The sequence below is a fragment of the Parasphingopyxis marina genome, from assembly GCF_014237875.1.
GTDB lineage: Bacteria > Pseudomonadota > Alphaproteobacteria > Sphingomonadales > Sphingomonadaceae > Parasphingopyxis > Parasphingopyxis marina.
Genome location: NZ_JACJVJ010000002.1, coordinates 604,600 through 621,458 on the forward strand (window position 1 = coordinate 604,600; position 16,859 = coordinate 621,458).

Sequence of the window (16,859 nt, forward strand, 5' to 3'; positions counted from 1 at the left end):
GGTCGCCGGCTTACGCATCCATCGAGATGTGACCGGGAATCGCGGCAACGCGCTCCAGCCAGGCGCCGATATGGGGCCAGCGCGCAAGGTCGAACCCGCCCTGTCCGGCGACATGCGTATAGCCGTAAAGGCAGATGTCGGCGAGACTGAACCGGTCGGCAGCGAGAAAGGGATGACGCCCCAGATGCTCGTCCATCAGGGTCAGCGCCGCTTCGCCGCCGGCAATCTTGCCGGGCACCAACGCCCGCTGCTCGGCCGACATATTCTCCTCGCCGACATAAAGTTTGTAGTAGCGCATCGTCGCGATGTTTGGTTCGTGAGAATATTGTTCCCAGAACATCCAGTGCAGCATGTCCGCATGGCCGAACCGGTCGAACGGGATCAGCGTGCTTCCGGCCGCGAGCCAATGGCAGGCGGCATTGCTCTCGGCGAGAAAGCGGTCGCCGATCTGCAGCACCGGAATCTTGCCGATGGCGTTAATGCGCGTGAGAAATTCGGGCGTTCGCGTCTCGCCCGCCATGATGTCATAGCTCTTGCGGTCGAGCGTGATGCCCAGATGCGCAGCCGTCAGCCGGATCTTGTAGCAATTGCCGCTGCCAGCGTCCTCGTGGAGGACCAGGTCCCGCGTCATTCGACCGACAGCACGATCTTGCCGATATGATCGCCGGCTTCCATTCGCGCATGGGCTGCGGCGGCTTCGGCAAGCGGGAAGCTCTCGTCCATCACCGGGCGGAGTTTGCCTTCCGCGACAAACGGCCAGACGGTCGCTTCGATCTCGTCGGCGAGCAAGCTCTTGAACTCCACCGAACGCGCACGAAGCGTCGATCCGGTCAGGGTCAACCGCCGCGACATAATCTGCGCCATGTTTATGGTCGCCTCGAGCCCGCCCTGAACGGCAATCGTGACGTGCCGTCCATCTTCCTTCAGGCACCGGATATTGCGCGGCACATAATCGCCCGCGACCATGTCCAGCACGATCTCGACGCCCGTGTCGCCGGTGATCCGCTTCACCTCCTCGACGAAATCCTGCGTCTTGTAATCGATCGCATGGGCCGCGCCGATTTCCAGCGCGGCAGCGCATTTCGCTTCGCTGCCGCAGGTCACGATCACGGTCAGATCGAACAACTTGCCGAGCATGATCGCCATCGAACCGATGCCGCTCGTGCCGCCATGAACGAGAACGGTTTCGCCTTCTCGCGCATAGGCGCGCTCGAACAGATTGTGCCAGACGGTAAACAGCGTTTCAGGGAACGCTGCGGCCTCGCGCATGGAAAGCGCCTCGGGCACGGGAAGGCACTGACCCACAGGCGCCGCGCAATATTCTGCATAGCCCCCGCCGGCAACGAGTGCGCAGACCGGTTGTCCGATCAGCAGCCTGTCGACATTTTCGCCGAGCGCGACGACCTCGCCCGCGATTTCAAGCCCGGGAATTTTTGGCGCACCCGGCGGCGGCGGGTAGAAACCCCTACGCTGGATAACGTCCGGACGATTGACGCCGGCCGCCGCCACCTTGACCAGGACCTCGCCCGGCCCGGGCCGCGGTACGGGTCGAGTAACGGGTTGCAGAACCTCCGGAGGCCCCGGATCATTGAAATCGATTGCGGTCATTTCGTCTGGAAACGCGCCCATCATTTTCCCCTACAAGGCACGTGAATTTACACGGCCATATTGACACCGGGGGGGCGAGGGTCAACTTTAGGTGCATGGATCTGGACGAACTTTTCGCCAAGACGCCTGAAGAACCGCTGACACAGCTGTGCAAGCAGGATCTCGACCCGCTATCGGTCGAGGAGCTGGAAGCGCGGATCGAGGCGCTGGAAGGCGAAATCGTCCGGGTACGGAAAAAGCTCGATGGTGCGGTCACCCACCGCAAAGCGGCAGATGAGCTGTTCAAGCGATGACGAAGCGGCGGATTTCTCGCCTCGGAGGCACTGCCCAGGGCAAAATCGCCGCTCTTTCTGACCGATTTGTTAACTTTTCCGTTAACCATTCCCATATAGGTTATCCCTCGCCCCGGAGTATTTGGGGCCGGCAAGGAGTTAATTGATGCCCTCTTTCGCTCGCGAACTGGAACAGACGCTGCACAATGCGCTCGCTGAGGCGGCGAACCGCAAGCACGAATATGCAACGCTCGAGCATCTTCTCCTGGCGCTGACCGATGACGATCACGCCGCGCAGGTGATGACCGCGTGCGGCGTCGAGATTTCCGAACTGCAGGAAGCGGTTGCGACTTATCTCGACAGCGAACTCGAAGCTCTGCGTATCGACGGCAGCACCGATCCTTCGCCGACCAGCGGTTTCCAGCGCGTGGTCCAGCGCGCGATCCTCCACGTCCAGTCTTCGGGCCGCGACGAAGTGACCGGCGCCAATGTGCTCGTCGCGCTTTTTTCCGAGCGCGAAAGCTACGCCGTCTATTTCCTGCAGCAGCAGGATATGAGCCGTCTCGATGCTGTCAGCTTCATCTCGCACGGCGTCGGCAAGGGCGACCAGATCAACGAAGGCCGCGAGATTCGCGGCGCCGAAGAAAATGATGAGCCGGAACAGGAACCCAAGGGCGGCAAAAAGAAAAGCGAAAGCGCGCTCAAGCAGTTCTGCGTCAACCTCAACGAGAAAGCGCAAGCCGGCAAGATCGATCCGCTGATCGGGCGGGCGCTCGAGGTCGACCGCACCGTCCAGATTCTCTGCCGCCGTTCGAAGAACAACCCGCTCTATGTCGGCGAACCCGGTGTCGGCAAAACGGCGATTGCCGAGGGCCTAGCCCGCCGGATCGTGGAGGGCGACGTTCCCGAAGTGCTGTTGCCTGCGGTCATCTACGCGCTGGACATGGGCGCGCTGCTGGCAGGCACACGCTATCGCGGCGATTTCGAAGAGCGGCTGAAAGCGGTCGTCAACGAGCTCGAAAAGCTTCCCGACGCGATCCTGTTCATCGACGAGATCCACACCGTGATCGGTGCCGGCGCCACGTCCGGCGGCGCGATGGACGCCTCCAACCTGCTGAAGCCGGCGCTCTCCTCGGGTTCGATCCGCTGCATCGGATCGACGACCTACAAGGAGTTCCGCAATCATTTCGAGAAGGATCGCGCCCTGCTCCGGCGCTTTCAGAAGATCGACATCAACGAACCCACGATCGAAGACACGATCAAGATCCTTCAGGGCCTGCGTCCGCACTATGAGGAGCATCACAACGTCAAGTTCACGGCCGATGCGATCAAGGCCGCGGTGGAGCTTTCCTCGCGCTACATCAATGACCGCAAGCTACCCGACAAGGCGATCGACGTGATCGACGAATCCGGCGCCAGCCAGATGCTCGTCGCACCCTCGAAGCGCCGCAAGATGATCACGCCCAACGAGATCGAACAGGTCGTCTCAATGATGGCGCGCATCCCCCCGAAACAGGTATCGAGCGACGACAAACAAGCTCTCGAAACGCTCGAAACCGATCTCAAGCGCGTCGTTTTCGGCCAGGATCTGGCGATCGAGACGCTGGCCTCGGCAATCAAGCTGTCGCGCGCAGGCCTGCGAGAGCCGCACAAGCCGATCGGCAATTATCTGTTCAGCGGCCCGACCGGTGTCGGCAAGACCGAGGTCGCACGCCAGCTCGCGGATATCATGGGCATTCCGCTCCAGCGCTTCGACATGTCGGAATATATGGAACGCCACAGCGTCTCGCGGCTGATTGGCGCACCGCCCGGCTATGTCGGCTACGATCAGGGCGGCCTGTTGACCGATGCCGTCGACCAGCACCCGCACAGCGTGCTGCTGCTCGACGAGGTCGAGAAGGCGCATCCGGATCTCTTCAACGTGCTGCTGCAGGTGATGGATAATGGCAAGCTGACGGATCATCACGGTAAGACTGTCGATTTCCGCAATGTCATCCTGATCATGACGACCAACGCCGGCGCGGCCGACATGGCGTCCGAAGGCATCGGCTTCGGCAATATTTCCAGGGAGGATGCCAGCGAAGAGGCGGTGAAGAAAATGTTCACGCCGGAATTCCGCAACCGTCTCGATGCGATCGTTCCGTTCGGCTATCTGCCGCCGGCCGTGGTGTCGCGGGTCGTCGACAAGTTCGTTCTCGAACTCGAGCTCCAGCTTGCCGATCGCGACGTTCACATCAAGCTCGACGAAGATGCCAAGGCGTGGCTGATCGAGCGCGGCTATGACAAGCTTTACGGCGCCCGCCCGATGGCCCGGCTGATCCAGGAAAAGATCAAACAGCCGCTCGCCGAGGAATTGCTGTTCGGCAAGCTCGTCAACGGCGGCGAAGTCAATGTCAGCCTCAAGGACGGCGCGCTCGACTTCGAACTGACTCCGGCCCCGCCGAAGCGCAAGCCACCGAAAAAGAAGAAGAAAAAGGCCCCTGAAGAAGAGGCTTAGATGGGGCACGCCGGCACGGGCTGGCGTGGCCGCCATTTGTGTATTATATAAATAATACAGCATGGCTTCGAGCAACCGCCTTTTCCCCTGGAGCGGCCTCTTCGCGCGATCCGCGCCGGGCGATCGCGCGTCTTACGACCATGACCCGTACGACGACGATCCCTATGACGAATATTACGCGCCCCATGGCGAGCCCTCGGACGAAGGCGATGAGTTCCCCGATGAACCGCCGCGCGGCAAATGGCGGCGACGCTGGCGGATCGCGCGGTGGGGCCTTCGCATATCCCTGGCACTGCTCGCGATACTCATTGGCTGGCTGCTGATATGGGCACCGGTTTCGCGGACGGCAGAGCCCCTCGTCCCGCCGCCGATAGTGCTGACCGCCTCTGACGGCACACCGATAGCGCGGATGGGCCCGATCATGGAGGCGCCGGTCCGGATGAGCGAATTGCCGCCCCATGTCCGCCAGGCCTTTCTTGCGATCGAGGACAGAAGGTTCGACGATCATTGGGGTATCGACCCGCAGGGTATCGCCCGTGCGCTCTGGACCAACATTACCTCGGACGAGACGCATGGCGGCAGCACAATCACCCAGCAGCTCGCCAAGCTGACCTATCTGAATTCGGAACGCACCCTGTTCCGGAAAATCCGCGAGGTGCCTATTGCGCTCTGGCTCGAGCTTTGGTTGACCAAGGACGAAATCCTCGAACGCTATCTGTCGAACACCTATTTCGGGGACAATGTGTACGGGCTGCGCGCCGCCTCGCTTCACTATTTCTACCGGCAACCCGAAAATCTGACGCTCAGCCAGGCGACCATGCTGGCGGGGCTGGTCAAGGCACCTTCCCGCCTCGCGCCGACCCATAATCTGGAACTGGCGCAGGCCCGCCAGCGCATCGTGCTCTCTGCGATGGTCGATGCCGGCTATCTGACCCAGACGGAGGCCGATGCAGTGGAACCTGCAACCGTGGATCACCGCCCTCCTCCGCCGATGCCGCGCGGCAGCTACTTCGCCGATTGGGCGCTCGCCGAGGCCAGGGAAACCCATGCAACGGGGTATGACACGATAGAGATCCGCACCACGCTCAACGCCCATTTCCAGTCGCTGGCAGAGCGCGTGACGCGGCAGGGTACGCCAGCGGGCGCGCAAGTTGCCCTCGTGGCCATGCGGACCAATGGCGAAGTCGTCGCAATGGTCGGCGGCCAGGATTACGACGCCTCGCCCTTCAACCGGGCCACACAGGCCGTGCGCCAGCCGGGATCGACCTTCAAGTTGATCGTCTATTTTGCGGCGCTCGAGGCCGGACTGACGCCCGACACCATGGTCGAGGACAGCCCGATCGAATTTGGCGAATACCGTCCGGAAAACGCCGGCGGACGGTATCGCGGCCGGATCACCCTACGTGAAGCTTTTGCCCGCTCGAGCAATGTTGTCGCCGTTCGTCTCTACCAGCAGCTCGGCCCGGCGGCGATCGCGGATGCCGCACAGAAGCTGGGGCTCGAGCGCGAGCTTCCCGGCAATGCGAGCGCGGCGCTTGGTAGCGGAGGCATGACACTGATCGAACTGGTTTCTGCCTATGCCGCCGTCGCCAACGGCGCATCGCCGGTCACACCACATGCGCTCGTTCAGCCCGATCCGGGATTTTTCGAACGCATTTTCGATTCCGGCTACACCCTGTCCACCCGGCGGCGCGGCCAATTGCTCGACCTGCTCGGCACCGCGATCGACGATGGCACCGGCACTGCGGCCCGCCTTCCCATCCCGGCCTATGGCAAGACCGGGACGAGCCAGGACAGCCGCGACGCGCTGTTCATCGGCTTTGCGGGCGATCTTGTCGTCGGTGTATGGATCGGCAATGACGACAACACGCCGCTCGGCCATGCCAGCGGCGGCGGAGCGCCCGCGCGAATCTGGCGCAATTTCATGACCAGCGCGATCGCCGATGCCGCACCGCGCCAGCTGCCGCGGCCGGCACCGGTACAGCAACCCGAAGAACCCGAATTCGACAAGCCGGACATCACGATCGATGCGGACGGAGTCACCATCGGCACCAGCGCCGGCAGTGCGCGCATCACCGTCGACGATGACGGTATCGACATTGAACCGGATCCGGAAATTCGCCGCCGCCTCGACGAGCTGGAACGGATCGGTAATGCCGGAGAAAAGCCGCCTGCGGACGGCAATTAGGCGGTTTTCGGGCCCATACCGATGCTAACGCGCGGCCATCTTGTAGACTGGCATTTCGCCGACGCCCTTGAGCATGATCGCTTCGGGCGGGCCAAATTCATATTCGCCCTTGGACCGCAAATAGGTGGCTTCCGAAACGGCGATGCCATCGCGATCGGCAACGCCCTCGATCCGGCTGGCGATATTCATCGTCTCGCCCCAATAATCATAGGCCATCCGGGTTTCGCCGATTACCCCGCCAACCACGGGCCCCGAATGGATGCCGATCCGCACATGCACGTCGAGCCCGGTCGATGCTCGCACCTCTTCCAGGCCCGCTATCAGGGCGCGAGCAAAGGCGATCGCAGACAAGGCGCTATTCTCGGCCGGCGAATTGCCGCCGCTGATCGCCAGATAGGCGTCTCCGATCGTCTTGACCTTCTCTACCCCGGTTTCCGCCGCGCACCGGTCGGCGACCGAGAACAGCGAGTTGAGCAGATCGATGAGATGCCCGGGCGATACGCTCTTCGAAAGCTGGGTGAAGCCCATGACATCGGCGAACACGACCGAGGCATCGGAATAGGCGTCGGCAACGACCTGCCCTGCCCTGATCCGTTGCGCGGCGGTTTGCGGCAGTACGTTGAACAACAATTCTTCGGTCTTGGCCCGCTCGATATCGAGTTCTTCCTGCAGCACGAAGGACTGGCGGTGGGCGCGGGTCAGCGCGAGGTTCAGCACGAACATCACGATCGCGCCAGTCAGATAGCTGAGGCCCGAATAGACATGACCGGCCGCCGTCGATTCGAGCAGGAACAACACGACCGAGAATACGATAGCATGGCAGGCGAACCAGCCGAGGAACCAGCGAGGCCGACCCGCAAAGGATATCGCGACGAAGGCGCTGACGATCAGTCCGCTTATCGCGATGCTGGCATGGCCGCCGGCGCCGATCCGGTTCAGCTCGTTGTAGAGGATGACATTATCGGCCGTAAGGATCGTCGCAAGGGCGAGCAGGCAGATGAAATCTATGGCCGGGCGTATGAGATAACCGTGCCAAAAGGTCGCCCCGAAATAGCCGCCGAGCACGAGCAAGGCGGTGGCCAGCAACCCTGAAAACCGGATTTCGTCGCCCTGGTCGAAGAAGAGCGGATTGACGACGGTATAGACCATCAGGATCGCGCCAACGATCACTGCATAAGCGCGGACGAAAGGTACCAGCCGCTCGCGTTCGGCGCGCAGGAAACGCGTTTCGGTTTCCTCGTCGAATCGGCCCATCAACGGAACTGCCATGCCGCCCCTCTCCCGTGACATCGATTGTTCATAGCACCGAAGCGTTTAGCAATGGAAAAAGCGCGAAATCGGATCGGTCCCCCGTCCGGCTCTCAACAATGTCACGCAAATCGGCTATTCTCGCCACACGCAGAAGGAGCGCTTGCATGGCCGAACTCACTTTTTACACCAATCCGATGTCGCGCGGGCAGATCGCCCGCTGGATGCTGGAAGAAATCGGCGAACCCTACGACCAGGTTATCCTCGACTATGGAACGACGATGAAAGGCGAGGAATATCTCGCGATCAATCCGATGGGCAAGGTCCCCGCGATCAAGGATGGCAATCACGTCGTCACCGAAGCGGCCGCGATCTGCGCCTATTTGGCCGAGGCCTATCCCGATGCCGGGCTCGCGCCCACGGCTGAAGAGCGCGCGGACTATTACCGCTGGCTGTTCTTCGCGGCGGGACCGGTGGAAGCGGCGGTGACCAGCAGACATATGCAATGGGAGCCGACCGACGAGCAGAAGGCGACTCTCGGCTTTGGTTCGTTCGATGACGCGATCGGCGCGCTCGAACAATGGTTCACCACGCACGACTATGTCTGCGGAGACCGCTTCACTGCCGCCGATGTCTATGTCGGCGCACAAGTGGACTGGGGGCTGACCTTCGGTACGATTCCCGAATGCGAGGCGTTCACGGCCTATGCCGAGCGCCTGCGTGGTCGCGCAGCCTACAAGAAGGCCAAGGAAATCGATCAGGCGCTGATGCCGCAGGAACAACCCGCAACCAGCTAGTCGCCAAGACCAAAACGCGGTTTGAAAAAGAAAAGGCCCAGCGAGTTTCCCCGCCGGGCCTTTTTCGTTTTTCTATCAAGCGATCCTAGTCGCGGCCGCCCATAAACTGGAGCAGGAACAGGAACATGTTGATGAAGTCGAGATAGAGGTTCAGCGCCCCCATGATCACCGTCTTCCCCATCATGTCGGTACCCGCGACATAAGCGTACATGCTCTTGATCTTCTGCGTGTCGTAGGCGGTGAGGCCGGCGAAGATCAGCACGCCGATCGCGCTGATGACGAAGCTCATTGCCTCGGACTGGAGGAAAATATTGACCACCATCGCGACGATCAGGCCGATCAGCCCCATCAGCAAGAAGGTACCCCAGCCGCTAAGATCCTTCTTCGTCGTATAACCCCAGAGGCTGAGGCTGACGAACGCGGCCGAAGTCGCGAAGAAGGTCTGCGCGATCGAAGTGCCCGTGTAGCGCAGGAAGATGGTCGACAGGGACAGGCCCATTACCACCGCAAAGCCCCAGAAACAGGCCTGAAGCGCACCGGTGGAAAGCCGGTTGAGCCCGAAACTCATTACCAGCACGAAGGCGAGCGGTGCGAGCATGATAACCCAGGCGAGCGGACCGCCGGCAAGGATGATCGTCGCTGCCGGCGATTCCACGCCGCCGCGCGCGAACAGCATCGCGACGATGCCCGTCAAAAGCACGCCCGAAGCCATGTAATTGTAGACCTTGAGCATGTAAGACCGGAGACCGGCGTCGAAAGTGACGTCCCGTTCGCGGGTGTCGAGCCTGCCCCGGGGTTGCCCCTGAAGGCCGGCATTCGGATCGGACCAGTTGGCCATTTCCTGTCATCTCCTTGTCAAATCAGCCAAAACTGCTGAATTCCTCCACAATATCGGCTATTTCCCCGTGATTTTCAAGGCCAGTGGGCGCGCCATCTGCAAACGAATCGGCTAGAATGGATTTGCCATGCACAGGCTTTTTGTCGCTATCCGCCCGCCACGAGCCATTCGCGAGCAGCTTCTCGCTCTCATGCAGGGCATATCGGGCGCGCGTTGGCATTCCGACGAGCAATTGCACCTGACCTTGCGGTTCATCGGTGATGTAGACCGCCACCGGGCAGAGGATGTCGCGGCCGCGCTGGGCCATATCGCCTTTCCCCAATTCGAGATCGCGCTCCGCGGAATCGGCCATTTTGGAGACCTCAGCCGGCAGCGGCAGCTCTGGGCGGGCGTATCGCCGCATCGCGATCTGGAAAAACTGCACGCCAAGGTCGATAGCGCGTTGCGGCAAATCGGCATCGAACCGGATCGCCGCGCCTTTTTGCCGCATATCACGATCGCACGGCTGAACCGAAACGCCGGCCCGATCGACGCGTTCGCTGAAACCCATGGCGGACTTTCGAGCGATCCGTTCGCCGTCGGTCATTTTGCGTTGTTCGAAAGCTCTCTGGGCAGGGAAGGCGCCCGCTACGAAACCATCGCGCGCTACCCGCTGGCCTAGACGTCGTTTGTGCGCGCAAGCCGACCGGTCAGGCCGGTCAAAGCTTGGCCGCGAGCGCCTCGGCGCCAGCATTCACGTCCGCCCAGGTCACGGCGAATCCTTCCTCACCGCCATAATAGGGATCGGCGACATCGCCCCCCTCACGCCCTTCGACATGATCGAAAAAGAGCGAAAGCGCGGCGCTGGCATCGTCCGGCATGGACGAGTGGAGATGCGCCAATATCTGGGCGTCGAGCGCGACAATATGGTCGAAGGCATGGAAATCCTCCCGCTGGATCTGCCGGGCGCGCTGCTCGGAGATATCGACGCCATTATCGGCGGCGACGCGCATCGCTCTCGGGTCCGGCGGCTCGCCGATATGCCAAGGCCCGGTTCCGGCGGAATCGATGGTCCAGTCCAGCCCCTTGCCATCGGCCAGCGCGCGCATAGCACCCTCGGCGAGCGGCGAACGGCAGATATTGCCCAGACAAACAAACAAAATAGAAACGCTCATAAATCCCCAAACCTCCGGCACCGGACGCGGTTTATCCTTTTGCCAATGCCGTGGTCGCTGTTACACATCTAAAAAAAGAAAACATCATCGGGGATCCCATTTCATGACAGGCACCAGCGGCGAGAACGTCGGAGACGGCGAACCGGTTTCGGCAAGCCCGGCAAGCGAAGAGCCAAAGGCCACCGGCTACGCCTGGTATGTCCTCGCCATTCTCGTCGTCATCTACGTCCTCAACTTCATTGACCGGAACATCCTCTCGATCCTGGCAGAGGACATCAAGGCAGATCTGGGCCTGCGCGACGACCAGCTCGGTTTCCTCTACGGCACCGCCTTCGGCGTGTTCTACGCGCTGTTCGGTATTCCGCTCGGCAAGCTCGCCGACAGCTGGCACCGAGTCCGCCTGATGGCGACGGGGCTGACGCTCTGGTCGGCCATGACGGCGCTGTCGGGCTTCGCGCGCAACTTTGCGACCCTGAGCATCGCCCGGATCGGCGTTGGGGTCGGCGAAGCGACAGCGGGGCCTGCCGCCTATTCGCTGATTTCCGACTGGTTCCCGAAAAGGATGCGGGCGACGGCGCTCGCCATCTATTCCTCCGGCCTCTATCTGGGCGGCGGCGTATCGCTGCTGATCGGCGGCAAGATCGTCGAATGGTGGAACGCCGCCTATCCGACCGACGCGCCGCTGGGCCTCGCTGGCTGGCAAGCGGCCTTCATCATTGTCGGCCTGCCCGGCATCGCGCTTGCCTGTCTGGTGATCACCTTGCGCGAACCGCTACGCGGACAGAGCGAAGGAATCCCCTCGCCCCCCTCGCCGGATCCGTTTCGGGGGTTTCTGCGCGAACTCTTCGCGATCATCCCGCCTTTCACATTGCTTTCCGCCGGACAGCGCGGGGGCACCGAGCTGATAAGGAATGTCGCCGCGGCCATCATTATTGCGCTCATCTGCACGCTCCTTGCGACGGCCACGGGCAATATCCAGCAATGGATCGCCATCGGAATCGGCTATTATGCCGTCTTTTCCTGGGCTTCCACGCTTCGCTATCGCGACCCGCCAACGTTCCGGCTGATATGGTGCAACCCGGCCTTCCTGACGACGATCATCGGTTATGGGATGGTCGCCTTTGCGTCCTATGCCGTCACTTTCTGGTCAGCGCCCTATGCCATTCGCATCATCGGAGAAGCGCCGGGCGACGCGGGCTGGTGGCTCGGCGGCCCCGGCGCCGTCGGCGGATTTCTCGGCGTCATTATCGGCGGGCGAGTGTCGGACTGGCTACGGCAGCGCAATCCTTCGGGCCGTATCCTCGTTATCGCCTTTGGCGTGCTGGCCCCGGTCATACCGCTCATCATCGCATTCACGACAACCAACCCCGCGCTCTTCTATGTCCTGAGCTTCATCATGACCTTGTTCGCGAGCTCGGCGCTGGGCGCCGCTGCGGCCACCACGCAGGATCTGGTGCTGCCGAGGATGCGAGGCACGGCAACCGCCACTTTCTTCCTGGCGACGACGCTGATCGGCCTCGCGCTCGGCCCCTATATGGCGGGACAGGTTTCGGCGGTAACCGGAAGCCTGTCGACCGGCGTGCTGAGCCTGCTGGTCGCCGCTCCGATCGGGATCACGATGCTCTTCTTCGCCTACCGAACCGTGCCCGACGCCGAACGCACCCTTCTGGAACGGGCCCGCGCGGCCGGCGAAAACGTCTAGCCGGCCGGCTCGATGACCCCGCAAGCGATGCGCGGCCCGGCATTGCCGGCGGGATCCGACAGGTAATCGTCGGGCCCGGCGTGAATCATCATCGCCGCGCCGTCGTCGTCGAGCAGCGTTCCATCGCCCTCGCCGATCCAGGCATAGCTGATCGTCACTTCCAGCGTTCCGGTTCCCGACTGGCCGACGATGATATTCGGCATATCGCCCATATGCTGGCCCTCGGGGTTATCGCGACCGTGCTGGCGGCCTTCCGGATTCCAATGGCCCCCGGCGGACTGGTAACCAGGGGGGGCGCACACGCCGGTTCCATGGATGTGCGCGGCATGGACACCCGGCGGCAGGCCTTCGACGTTCAAGACGACGCGAATGCCGTTGTCGAGCTGGGTAAAGCTCGCTTCGCCCGCCGGCATACCGGTCTCGGTGGTTAGGGTCGCGCGCGCCTGCTGAATGGGCGGTAAGGACGGTTGCGGCGGCATCGGGTCCGACAGGCATCCCGAAACGCCGATCGCCGCGGTCAGAACCAAGAACTGTTTCCCGTACATAGTCAGTCTCCCGTCGTGCCCCGCAGTGCCCGTGATCCGCATAGCAAAGAAGGGTTTGGCTTAGCAAAGCCGATGCTTCCCGCTATAGGGCCGGATCGTCGCGCTCGAGTGCAACGGAGATCAGATGACGCAATCGCCCCATATCGCTGTTATCGGCCTCGGCTATGTCGGTCTGCCGCTCGCCGTTGCGCTTGCCCGGCACTTCTCCGTCATCGGCATCGACGCCAGCGAAACCCGAATTGCTGAACTGAAAGACGGCCATGACCGGACCGGCGAAATCGAACGGCACGCCCTGGCCTCCTCCTCGCTTGGCCTTTCGAGCGACGCGTCGGAAGCCGCTGGCGCCGACATTTACATCGTCGCGGTGCCGACGCCTGTGGACGCCGAAAATCGCCCCGATCTCGGCGCGCTGCTGGGCGCGACGGAAATGGTCGGACCGCTGCTGGAGGCAGACAGACTCCCCGTCATCGTCTTCGAATCGACGGTTTATCCGGGAGTGACGGAAGATATCTGCGGCCCCGCGCTCGAAAAGGCGTCGGGGCTAACGCGCGGAACGGACTTCTTCCTTGGCTATTCGCCCGAGCGCATCAATCCAGGCGACCGCGAACACAGTATCGACAAGATCGTGAAGGTCGTCGCCGGCGAGAATGCGGAGGTCGCCGAAAGGCTCGCCGATATCTACGGCAAGATCACCGAGGGCGGCGCCTACAAGGCCGCCTCGATCAAGGTAGCCGAGGCAGCCAAGGTGATCGAGAACGCCCAGCGCGACATCAACATCGCCTTCATGAACGAAATCGCGCGCGTGTTCGCGCCGCTGGGCCTTTCGACATGGGATGTGCTCGACGCTGCGGGAACGAAGTGGAACTTCCTGCCCTTCCAGCCAGGCCTTGTCGGTGGTCACTGCATCGGCATCGATCCCTATTATCTCGCCCATTGCGCCGCGGAGCAGGGCCATGACCCGCAGGTGATCCTTGCCGGGCGCAACATCAACGACGGGATGGGCGCATGGATCGCGGACCGGCTTCACGCGGCCCGCAACGGCGAAGCAGGGCGGGTGCTGGTGCTGGGCCTCACCTTCAAGGAGGACGTGCCGGACCTCAGAAATTCGCGCGTCGTCGATGTCATCGAGCGGCTGAAGGCGCTGGGCCACGAGGTGTGCGTCCACGATCCGCTCGCCGATCCCGCGGAAGCCAAAGTGGAATATGGAATAACGCTGGAAAGCGAAGCTCCGTCCGGCCCCCATGATCTCGTCTTCGCCGCCGTGCCGCATCGCGGATATCGGGAGTTGAGCGACGACGCCATTGCAGCTTTGGTGGCAGATGGCGGTACCATCGCCGATCTCAAGGGTATGTGGCGCGACCGCACACTCGGCGGCATCGCTCGCTGGACGCTCTAGCCGCCCAGCAATTTCTCGACCGTCTCGACATCTTCGGGCGTATCGACGCCCGGGCCGCTCGGTTCGGTTTCGATGAGCCTGATCGATATACCGGCAGCGAGGAAACGCAGTTGTTCCAACGCCTCGGCGCGTTCCTCCGAGGGAACCGGAAGTCCCGGAAAAGCGAGCAATGCCTCGCGGCGATAGGCATAGACACCGGCATGTTGCCAGTAGCGGGCATGGCCCTCGTCGCGGGGGTGCGGGATCAGCGAACGACTGAAATAGAGTGCATCGCCAAGGGCATTGCGCACGACCTTCACCCGGTTGGGATTGGCTGCCTCTTTCGCCGGAATAGCATGGCAGAGGCTGGCAACCTGCACTTCGGGATCGTCGCGCATCAGTTCCGCCAGCCGCGAAAGGTCTGAGGACCGCACCAGCGGTTCGTCGCCCTGCACGTTGATGATCGCATCCGCCTCGATCCGCTCGGCGACTTCGGCGATCCGGTCGCTGCCGCTGTCATGGTCCGCGCGCGTCATTTCAACATGGCCGCCAAATTCTCCGACCGCGCGAACGATCCTCTCGTCGTCGGTCGCGACGATCACATCGTCTATACCTTTGGCGGCAATAGTCTTTTCCCAGACATGGGCGACCATCGGCTTGTTGAGCAACGGCGTCAGCGCTTTACCGGGAAAGCGCGTCGAACCCCAGCGCGTCGGGATAAGGGCGACGATCTTCATCGCGCTCGTATCAGGCGCCGCGCGCAATCGCGGCTATCGCCTTCAGCTCGGCAAGCAGACCTGGCAGCCATTCGAAGGGCAGCATGTTGGGCCCGTCGCACGGCGCATTGTCGGGATCGGGATGGGTTTCCATGAATATGCCGGAAACCGCACCGGTCGCCACCGCCGCCCGGGCCAGTGCGGGGGCGTGCTTGCGCTCGCCGCCACTGCTTTCGCCCTTGGCGCCGGGAAGCTGCACCGAATGGGTTGCATCGAAAATAACGGGGCAACCCGTCGTTTCGGCCATAATGGTAAGACCGCGCATATCGACGACGAGATTGCCGTAGCCGAAGCTCGTGCCGCGTTCGCAAACGAAAAATTGCGACGACACGCCCGCTTCCTGCGCGGCGATCCGGGCCTTCTCGATAACCTTGGCCATGTCCCAGGGCGCCAGGAATTGGCCCTTCTTGATGTTCACCGGCTTTCCCGTGCGCGCGACCGCGGCAATGAAATCCGATTGGCGGCAGAGAAAGGCTGGCGTCTGGAGCATATCGACCGCCTCGGCCGCCGGCGCAGCCTGATCCGCATCGTGAACGTCGGTGATGACGGGCACGCCAAGGCTCTCGCGAACTTCCGCGAGGATTTCCAAGCCCTTGTCCATGCCCACGCCGCGGAAACTGGACGCGGAAGTCCGGTTCGCCTTGTCGAAGGAGGATTTGTAAAGAAGGCCGATGCCGGCATCGGCGAAGATACCGCGCAATTCTTCGGCCGTTTCAAGGGCGAAAGTACGCGATTCGATCGCGCAAGGACCGGCAATGATGAACATGTCCGTCCCTGCCCAGGACGGCTTTGCGACGTCAGTCATGAATCTGGATGACACCGAGAACCTTTTTCGCCGGATCGGCGACCACGAGAGCGGTCACCTTGGATTCGTGCATCTGCACATCGGCGTCGTACAGCGTCGCATCCGGACCGATCGTCAGCGGATCCTTGGTCATGATCGATTCTGCCTGCAGGCTGCCGGGATCATCGGCGCGCTCCAGCCCGCGCCTGAGATCGCCATCGGTGACGATCCCGTGCAACGTCTGGCCATCCATCACAAGAATAAGGCCGAGCCGCCCTTCCGACATAGTCGGCAGCATCGCCTTAAGCGACGTATCGGGCGCGCATATCGGCAGGTCCGCCCTATGCATCACGTCGCGCACCGGCGTCTTGAGCCGCTTTCCGAGTTTTCCGCCTGGATGATATTCGGCGAAGTCGGACGCCTGGAAACCGCGCGCCTCGCACAAGGCGATCGCCAATGCATCGCCCAGCGCCATGGCGACGAGCGTCGATGTCGTCGGCGCGAGATTGTGAAGGCAAGCCTCGCGCTCGATCGAACCGTCGAGCGCAACATCGGCCTGCCGAGCCAGCGTGGATCGCATATCGCCGGTCAGGGCGAGAATCGGAATATTGAGGCGGCGGAGATAGGGAATGAGCCCAAGAACCTCTTCCGTCTCCCCGCTCGCCGAAATCAGGACCGCGGTGTCGCCAATCGCGATCATTCCGAGATCGCCGTGGCTGGCGTCGGCGCTGTGAACGAAAAGGCTCGGCGTGCCGAGCGAGGCCAAGGTCGCGCTGATCTTGCGCGCGACCAGGCCCGATTTTCCCATTCCCGACACCACAACCCGCCCGGGCTGGCCGAGGATCACATCCACCGCTTCGCCGAATTTTCCGTCTATTCTACCGGCAAGCGTTGCGACCGCCGCGGCGTTGATTGCCAGGGCGTGCGCGGCCGCACGCAATGGGCTGGTTGGCTGGTTTTCGGGATTTGACCGGGTACGGGCAATGGAATCAGTCATCTGGGCCCCTTTTTGCGAACCGGATTGAAGCATTTTCGCCACAACTCATCGGACTCTTCGCACTTTTAAGTTCTTTTT

The 16,859-nt window shown here is 62.2% G+C and carries 16 protein-coding genes; 7 read left to right on the forward strand and 9 right to left on the reverse strand.

What is annotated here, in order from left to right:
• Positions 1 to 10: 10 nt before the first annotated feature.
• Together H6P80_RS11685 and H6P80_RS11690 are read right to left on the reverse strand one after the other, a co-directional pair.
• Entirely contained in the window at positions 11 to 631 is a 621-nt protein-coding gene (locus H6P80_RS11685; RefSeq protein ID WP_185801546.1) for a glutathione S-transferase family protein, read from the reverse strand.
• Positions 628 to 1,629 (reverse strand): NAD(P)H-quinone oxidoreductase, encoded by a 1,002-nt coding sequence (locus tag H6P80_RS11690; protein ID WP_185801547.1) that lies wholly within the window; start codon positions 1,627 to 1,629, stop codon positions 628 to 630. The genes H6P80_RS11685 and H6P80_RS11690 overlap by 4 nt, the downstream gene beginning before the upstream one ends.
• A gap of 74 nt (positions 1,630 to 1,703) precedes the next feature.
• Between H6P80_RS11690 and H6P80_RS11695 the strand changes: the two genes are divergently transcribed.
• From H6P80_RS11695 to H6P80_RS11705, 3 genes are all read left to right on the forward strand, one after another.
• Positions 1,704 to 1,901, forward strand: a complete 198-nt coding sequence (locus tag H6P80_RS11695; RefSeq protein WP_185801548.1) for a DUF1192 domain-containing protein — start codon at positions 1,704 to 1,706, stop codon at positions 1,899 to 1,901.
• 145 nt (positions 1,902 to 2,046) lie between these two features.
• On the forward strand, positions 2,047 to 4,377 hold the full coding sequence (gene clpA / locus H6P80_RS11700; RefSeq protein WP_185801549.1) for an ATP-dependent Clp protease ATP-binding subunit ClpA: 2,331 nt from the start codon (positions 2,047 to 2,049) through the stop codon (positions 4,375 to 4,377).
• Positions 4,378 to 4,438: 61 nt separating this feature from the next.
• Positions 4,439 to 6,565, forward strand: coding sequence for a transglycosylase domain-containing protein (locus tag H6P80_RS11705; RefSeq protein ID WP_185801550.1), 2,127 nt, complete (start codon positions 4,439 to 4,441; stop codon positions 6,563 to 6,565).
• A 24-nt stretch (positions 6,566 to 6,589) separates the two neighbouring features.
• Here the strand turns inward: H6P80_RS11705 and H6P80_RS11710 are convergent, their stop codons facing one another.
• Positions 6,590 to 7,834, reverse strand: a complete 1,245-nt coding sequence (locus H6P80_RS11710; protein ID WP_185801551.1) for an adenylate/guanylate cyclase domain-containing protein — start codon at positions 7,832 to 7,834, stop codon at positions 6,590 to 6,592.
• A gap of 146 nt (positions 7,835 to 7,980) precedes the next feature.
• Between H6P80_RS11710 and H6P80_RS11715 the strand changes: the two genes are divergently transcribed.
• Complete coding sequence (locus tag H6P80_RS11715; RefSeq protein WP_185801552.1) at positions 7,981 to 8,610, forward strand: glutathione S-transferase family protein; 630 nt, start codon at positions 7,981 to 7,983, stop codon at positions 8,608 to 8,610.
• Positions 8,611 to 8,695: 85 nt separating this feature from the next.
• Here the strand turns inward: H6P80_RS11715 and H6P80_RS11720 are convergent, their stop codons facing one another.
• On the reverse strand, positions 8,696 to 9,448 hold the full coding sequence (locus H6P80_RS11720; RefSeq protein ID WP_185801553.1) for a Bax inhibitor-1/YccA family protein: 753 nt from the start codon (positions 9,446 to 9,448) through the stop codon (positions 8,696 to 8,698).
• A 190-nt stretch (positions 9,449 to 9,638) separates the two neighbouring features.
• On the opposite strand from H6P80_RS11720, the gene thpR reads away from it, so the two are divergent.
• Positions 9,639 to 10,109 carry an RNA 2',3'-cyclic phosphodiesterase gene (gene thpR, locus H6P80_RS11725; protein WP_328805032.1) on the forward strand — a complete coding sequence of 157 codons (471 nt, stop codon included), beginning with the start codon at positions 9,639 to 9,641 and terminating at the stop codon, positions 10,107 to 10,109.
• A 37-nt stretch (positions 10,110 to 10,146) separates the two neighbouring features.
• Here the strand turns inward: thpR and H6P80_RS11730 are convergent, their stop codons facing one another.
• Positions 10,147 to 10,602, reverse strand: coding sequence for a low molecular weight protein-tyrosine-phosphatase (locus tag H6P80_RS11730; RefSeq protein WP_185801555.1), 456 nt, complete (start codon positions 10,600 to 10,602; stop codon positions 10,147 to 10,149).
• Positions 10,603 to 10,705: 103 nt separating this feature from the next.
• Between H6P80_RS11730 and H6P80_RS11735 the strand changes: the two genes are divergently transcribed.
• Positions 10,706 to 12,304, forward strand: coding sequence for a spinster family MFS transporter (locus H6P80_RS11735; protein ID WP_185801556.1), 1,599 nt, complete (start codon positions 10,706 to 10,708; stop codon positions 12,302 to 12,304).
• Here H6P80_RS11735 and H6P80_RS11740 read toward each other — a convergent pair.
• Entirely contained in the window at positions 12,301 to 12,831 is a 531-nt protein-coding gene (locus H6P80_RS11740; RefSeq protein ID WP_185801557.1) for a superoxide dismutase family protein, read from the reverse strand. The genes H6P80_RS11735 and H6P80_RS11740 overlap by 4 nt on opposite strands.
• A 142-nt stretch (positions 12,832 to 12,973) precedes the next feature.
• On the opposite strand from H6P80_RS11740, the gene H6P80_RS11745 reads away from it, so the two are divergent.
• A complete protein-coding gene (locus H6P80_RS11745) occupies positions 12,974 to 14,245 on the forward strand; it encodes a nucleotide sugar dehydrogenase (protein WP_185801558.1) in 1,272 nt (423 codons plus the stop codon).
• On the opposite strand, the gene kdsB is transcribed toward H6P80_RS11745, so the two are convergent.
• Genes kdsB through H6P80_RS11760 form a run of 3 tightly spaced genes read right to left on the reverse strand, consistent with a single transcriptional unit; the run spans position 14,242 to position 16,781 of the window.
• Positions 14,242 to 14,988, reverse strand: coding sequence for a 3-deoxy-manno-octulosonate cytidylyltransferase (kdsB, locus tag H6P80_RS11750; protein ID WP_221892994.1), 747 nt, complete (start codon positions 14,986 to 14,988; stop codon positions 14,242 to 14,244). The genes H6P80_RS11745 and kdsB overlap by 4 nt on opposite strands.
• Complete coding sequence (gene kdsA / locus H6P80_RS11755; RefSeq protein WP_185801559.1) at positions 14,972 to 15,805, reverse strand: 3-deoxy-8-phosphooctulonate synthase; 834 nt, start codon at positions 15,803 to 15,805, stop codon at positions 14,972 to 14,974. Before kdsA ends, kdsB begins: the two co-directional genes overlap by 17 nt.
• Complete coding sequence (locus H6P80_RS11760) at positions 15,798 to 16,781, reverse strand: KpsF/GutQ family sugar-phosphate isomerase (protein ID WP_185801560.1); 984 nt, start codon at positions 16,779 to 16,781, stop codon at positions 15,798 to 15,800. Before H6P80_RS11760 ends, kdsA begins: the two co-directional genes overlap by 8 nt.
• Positions 16,782 to 16,859: the final 78 nt, after the last annotated feature.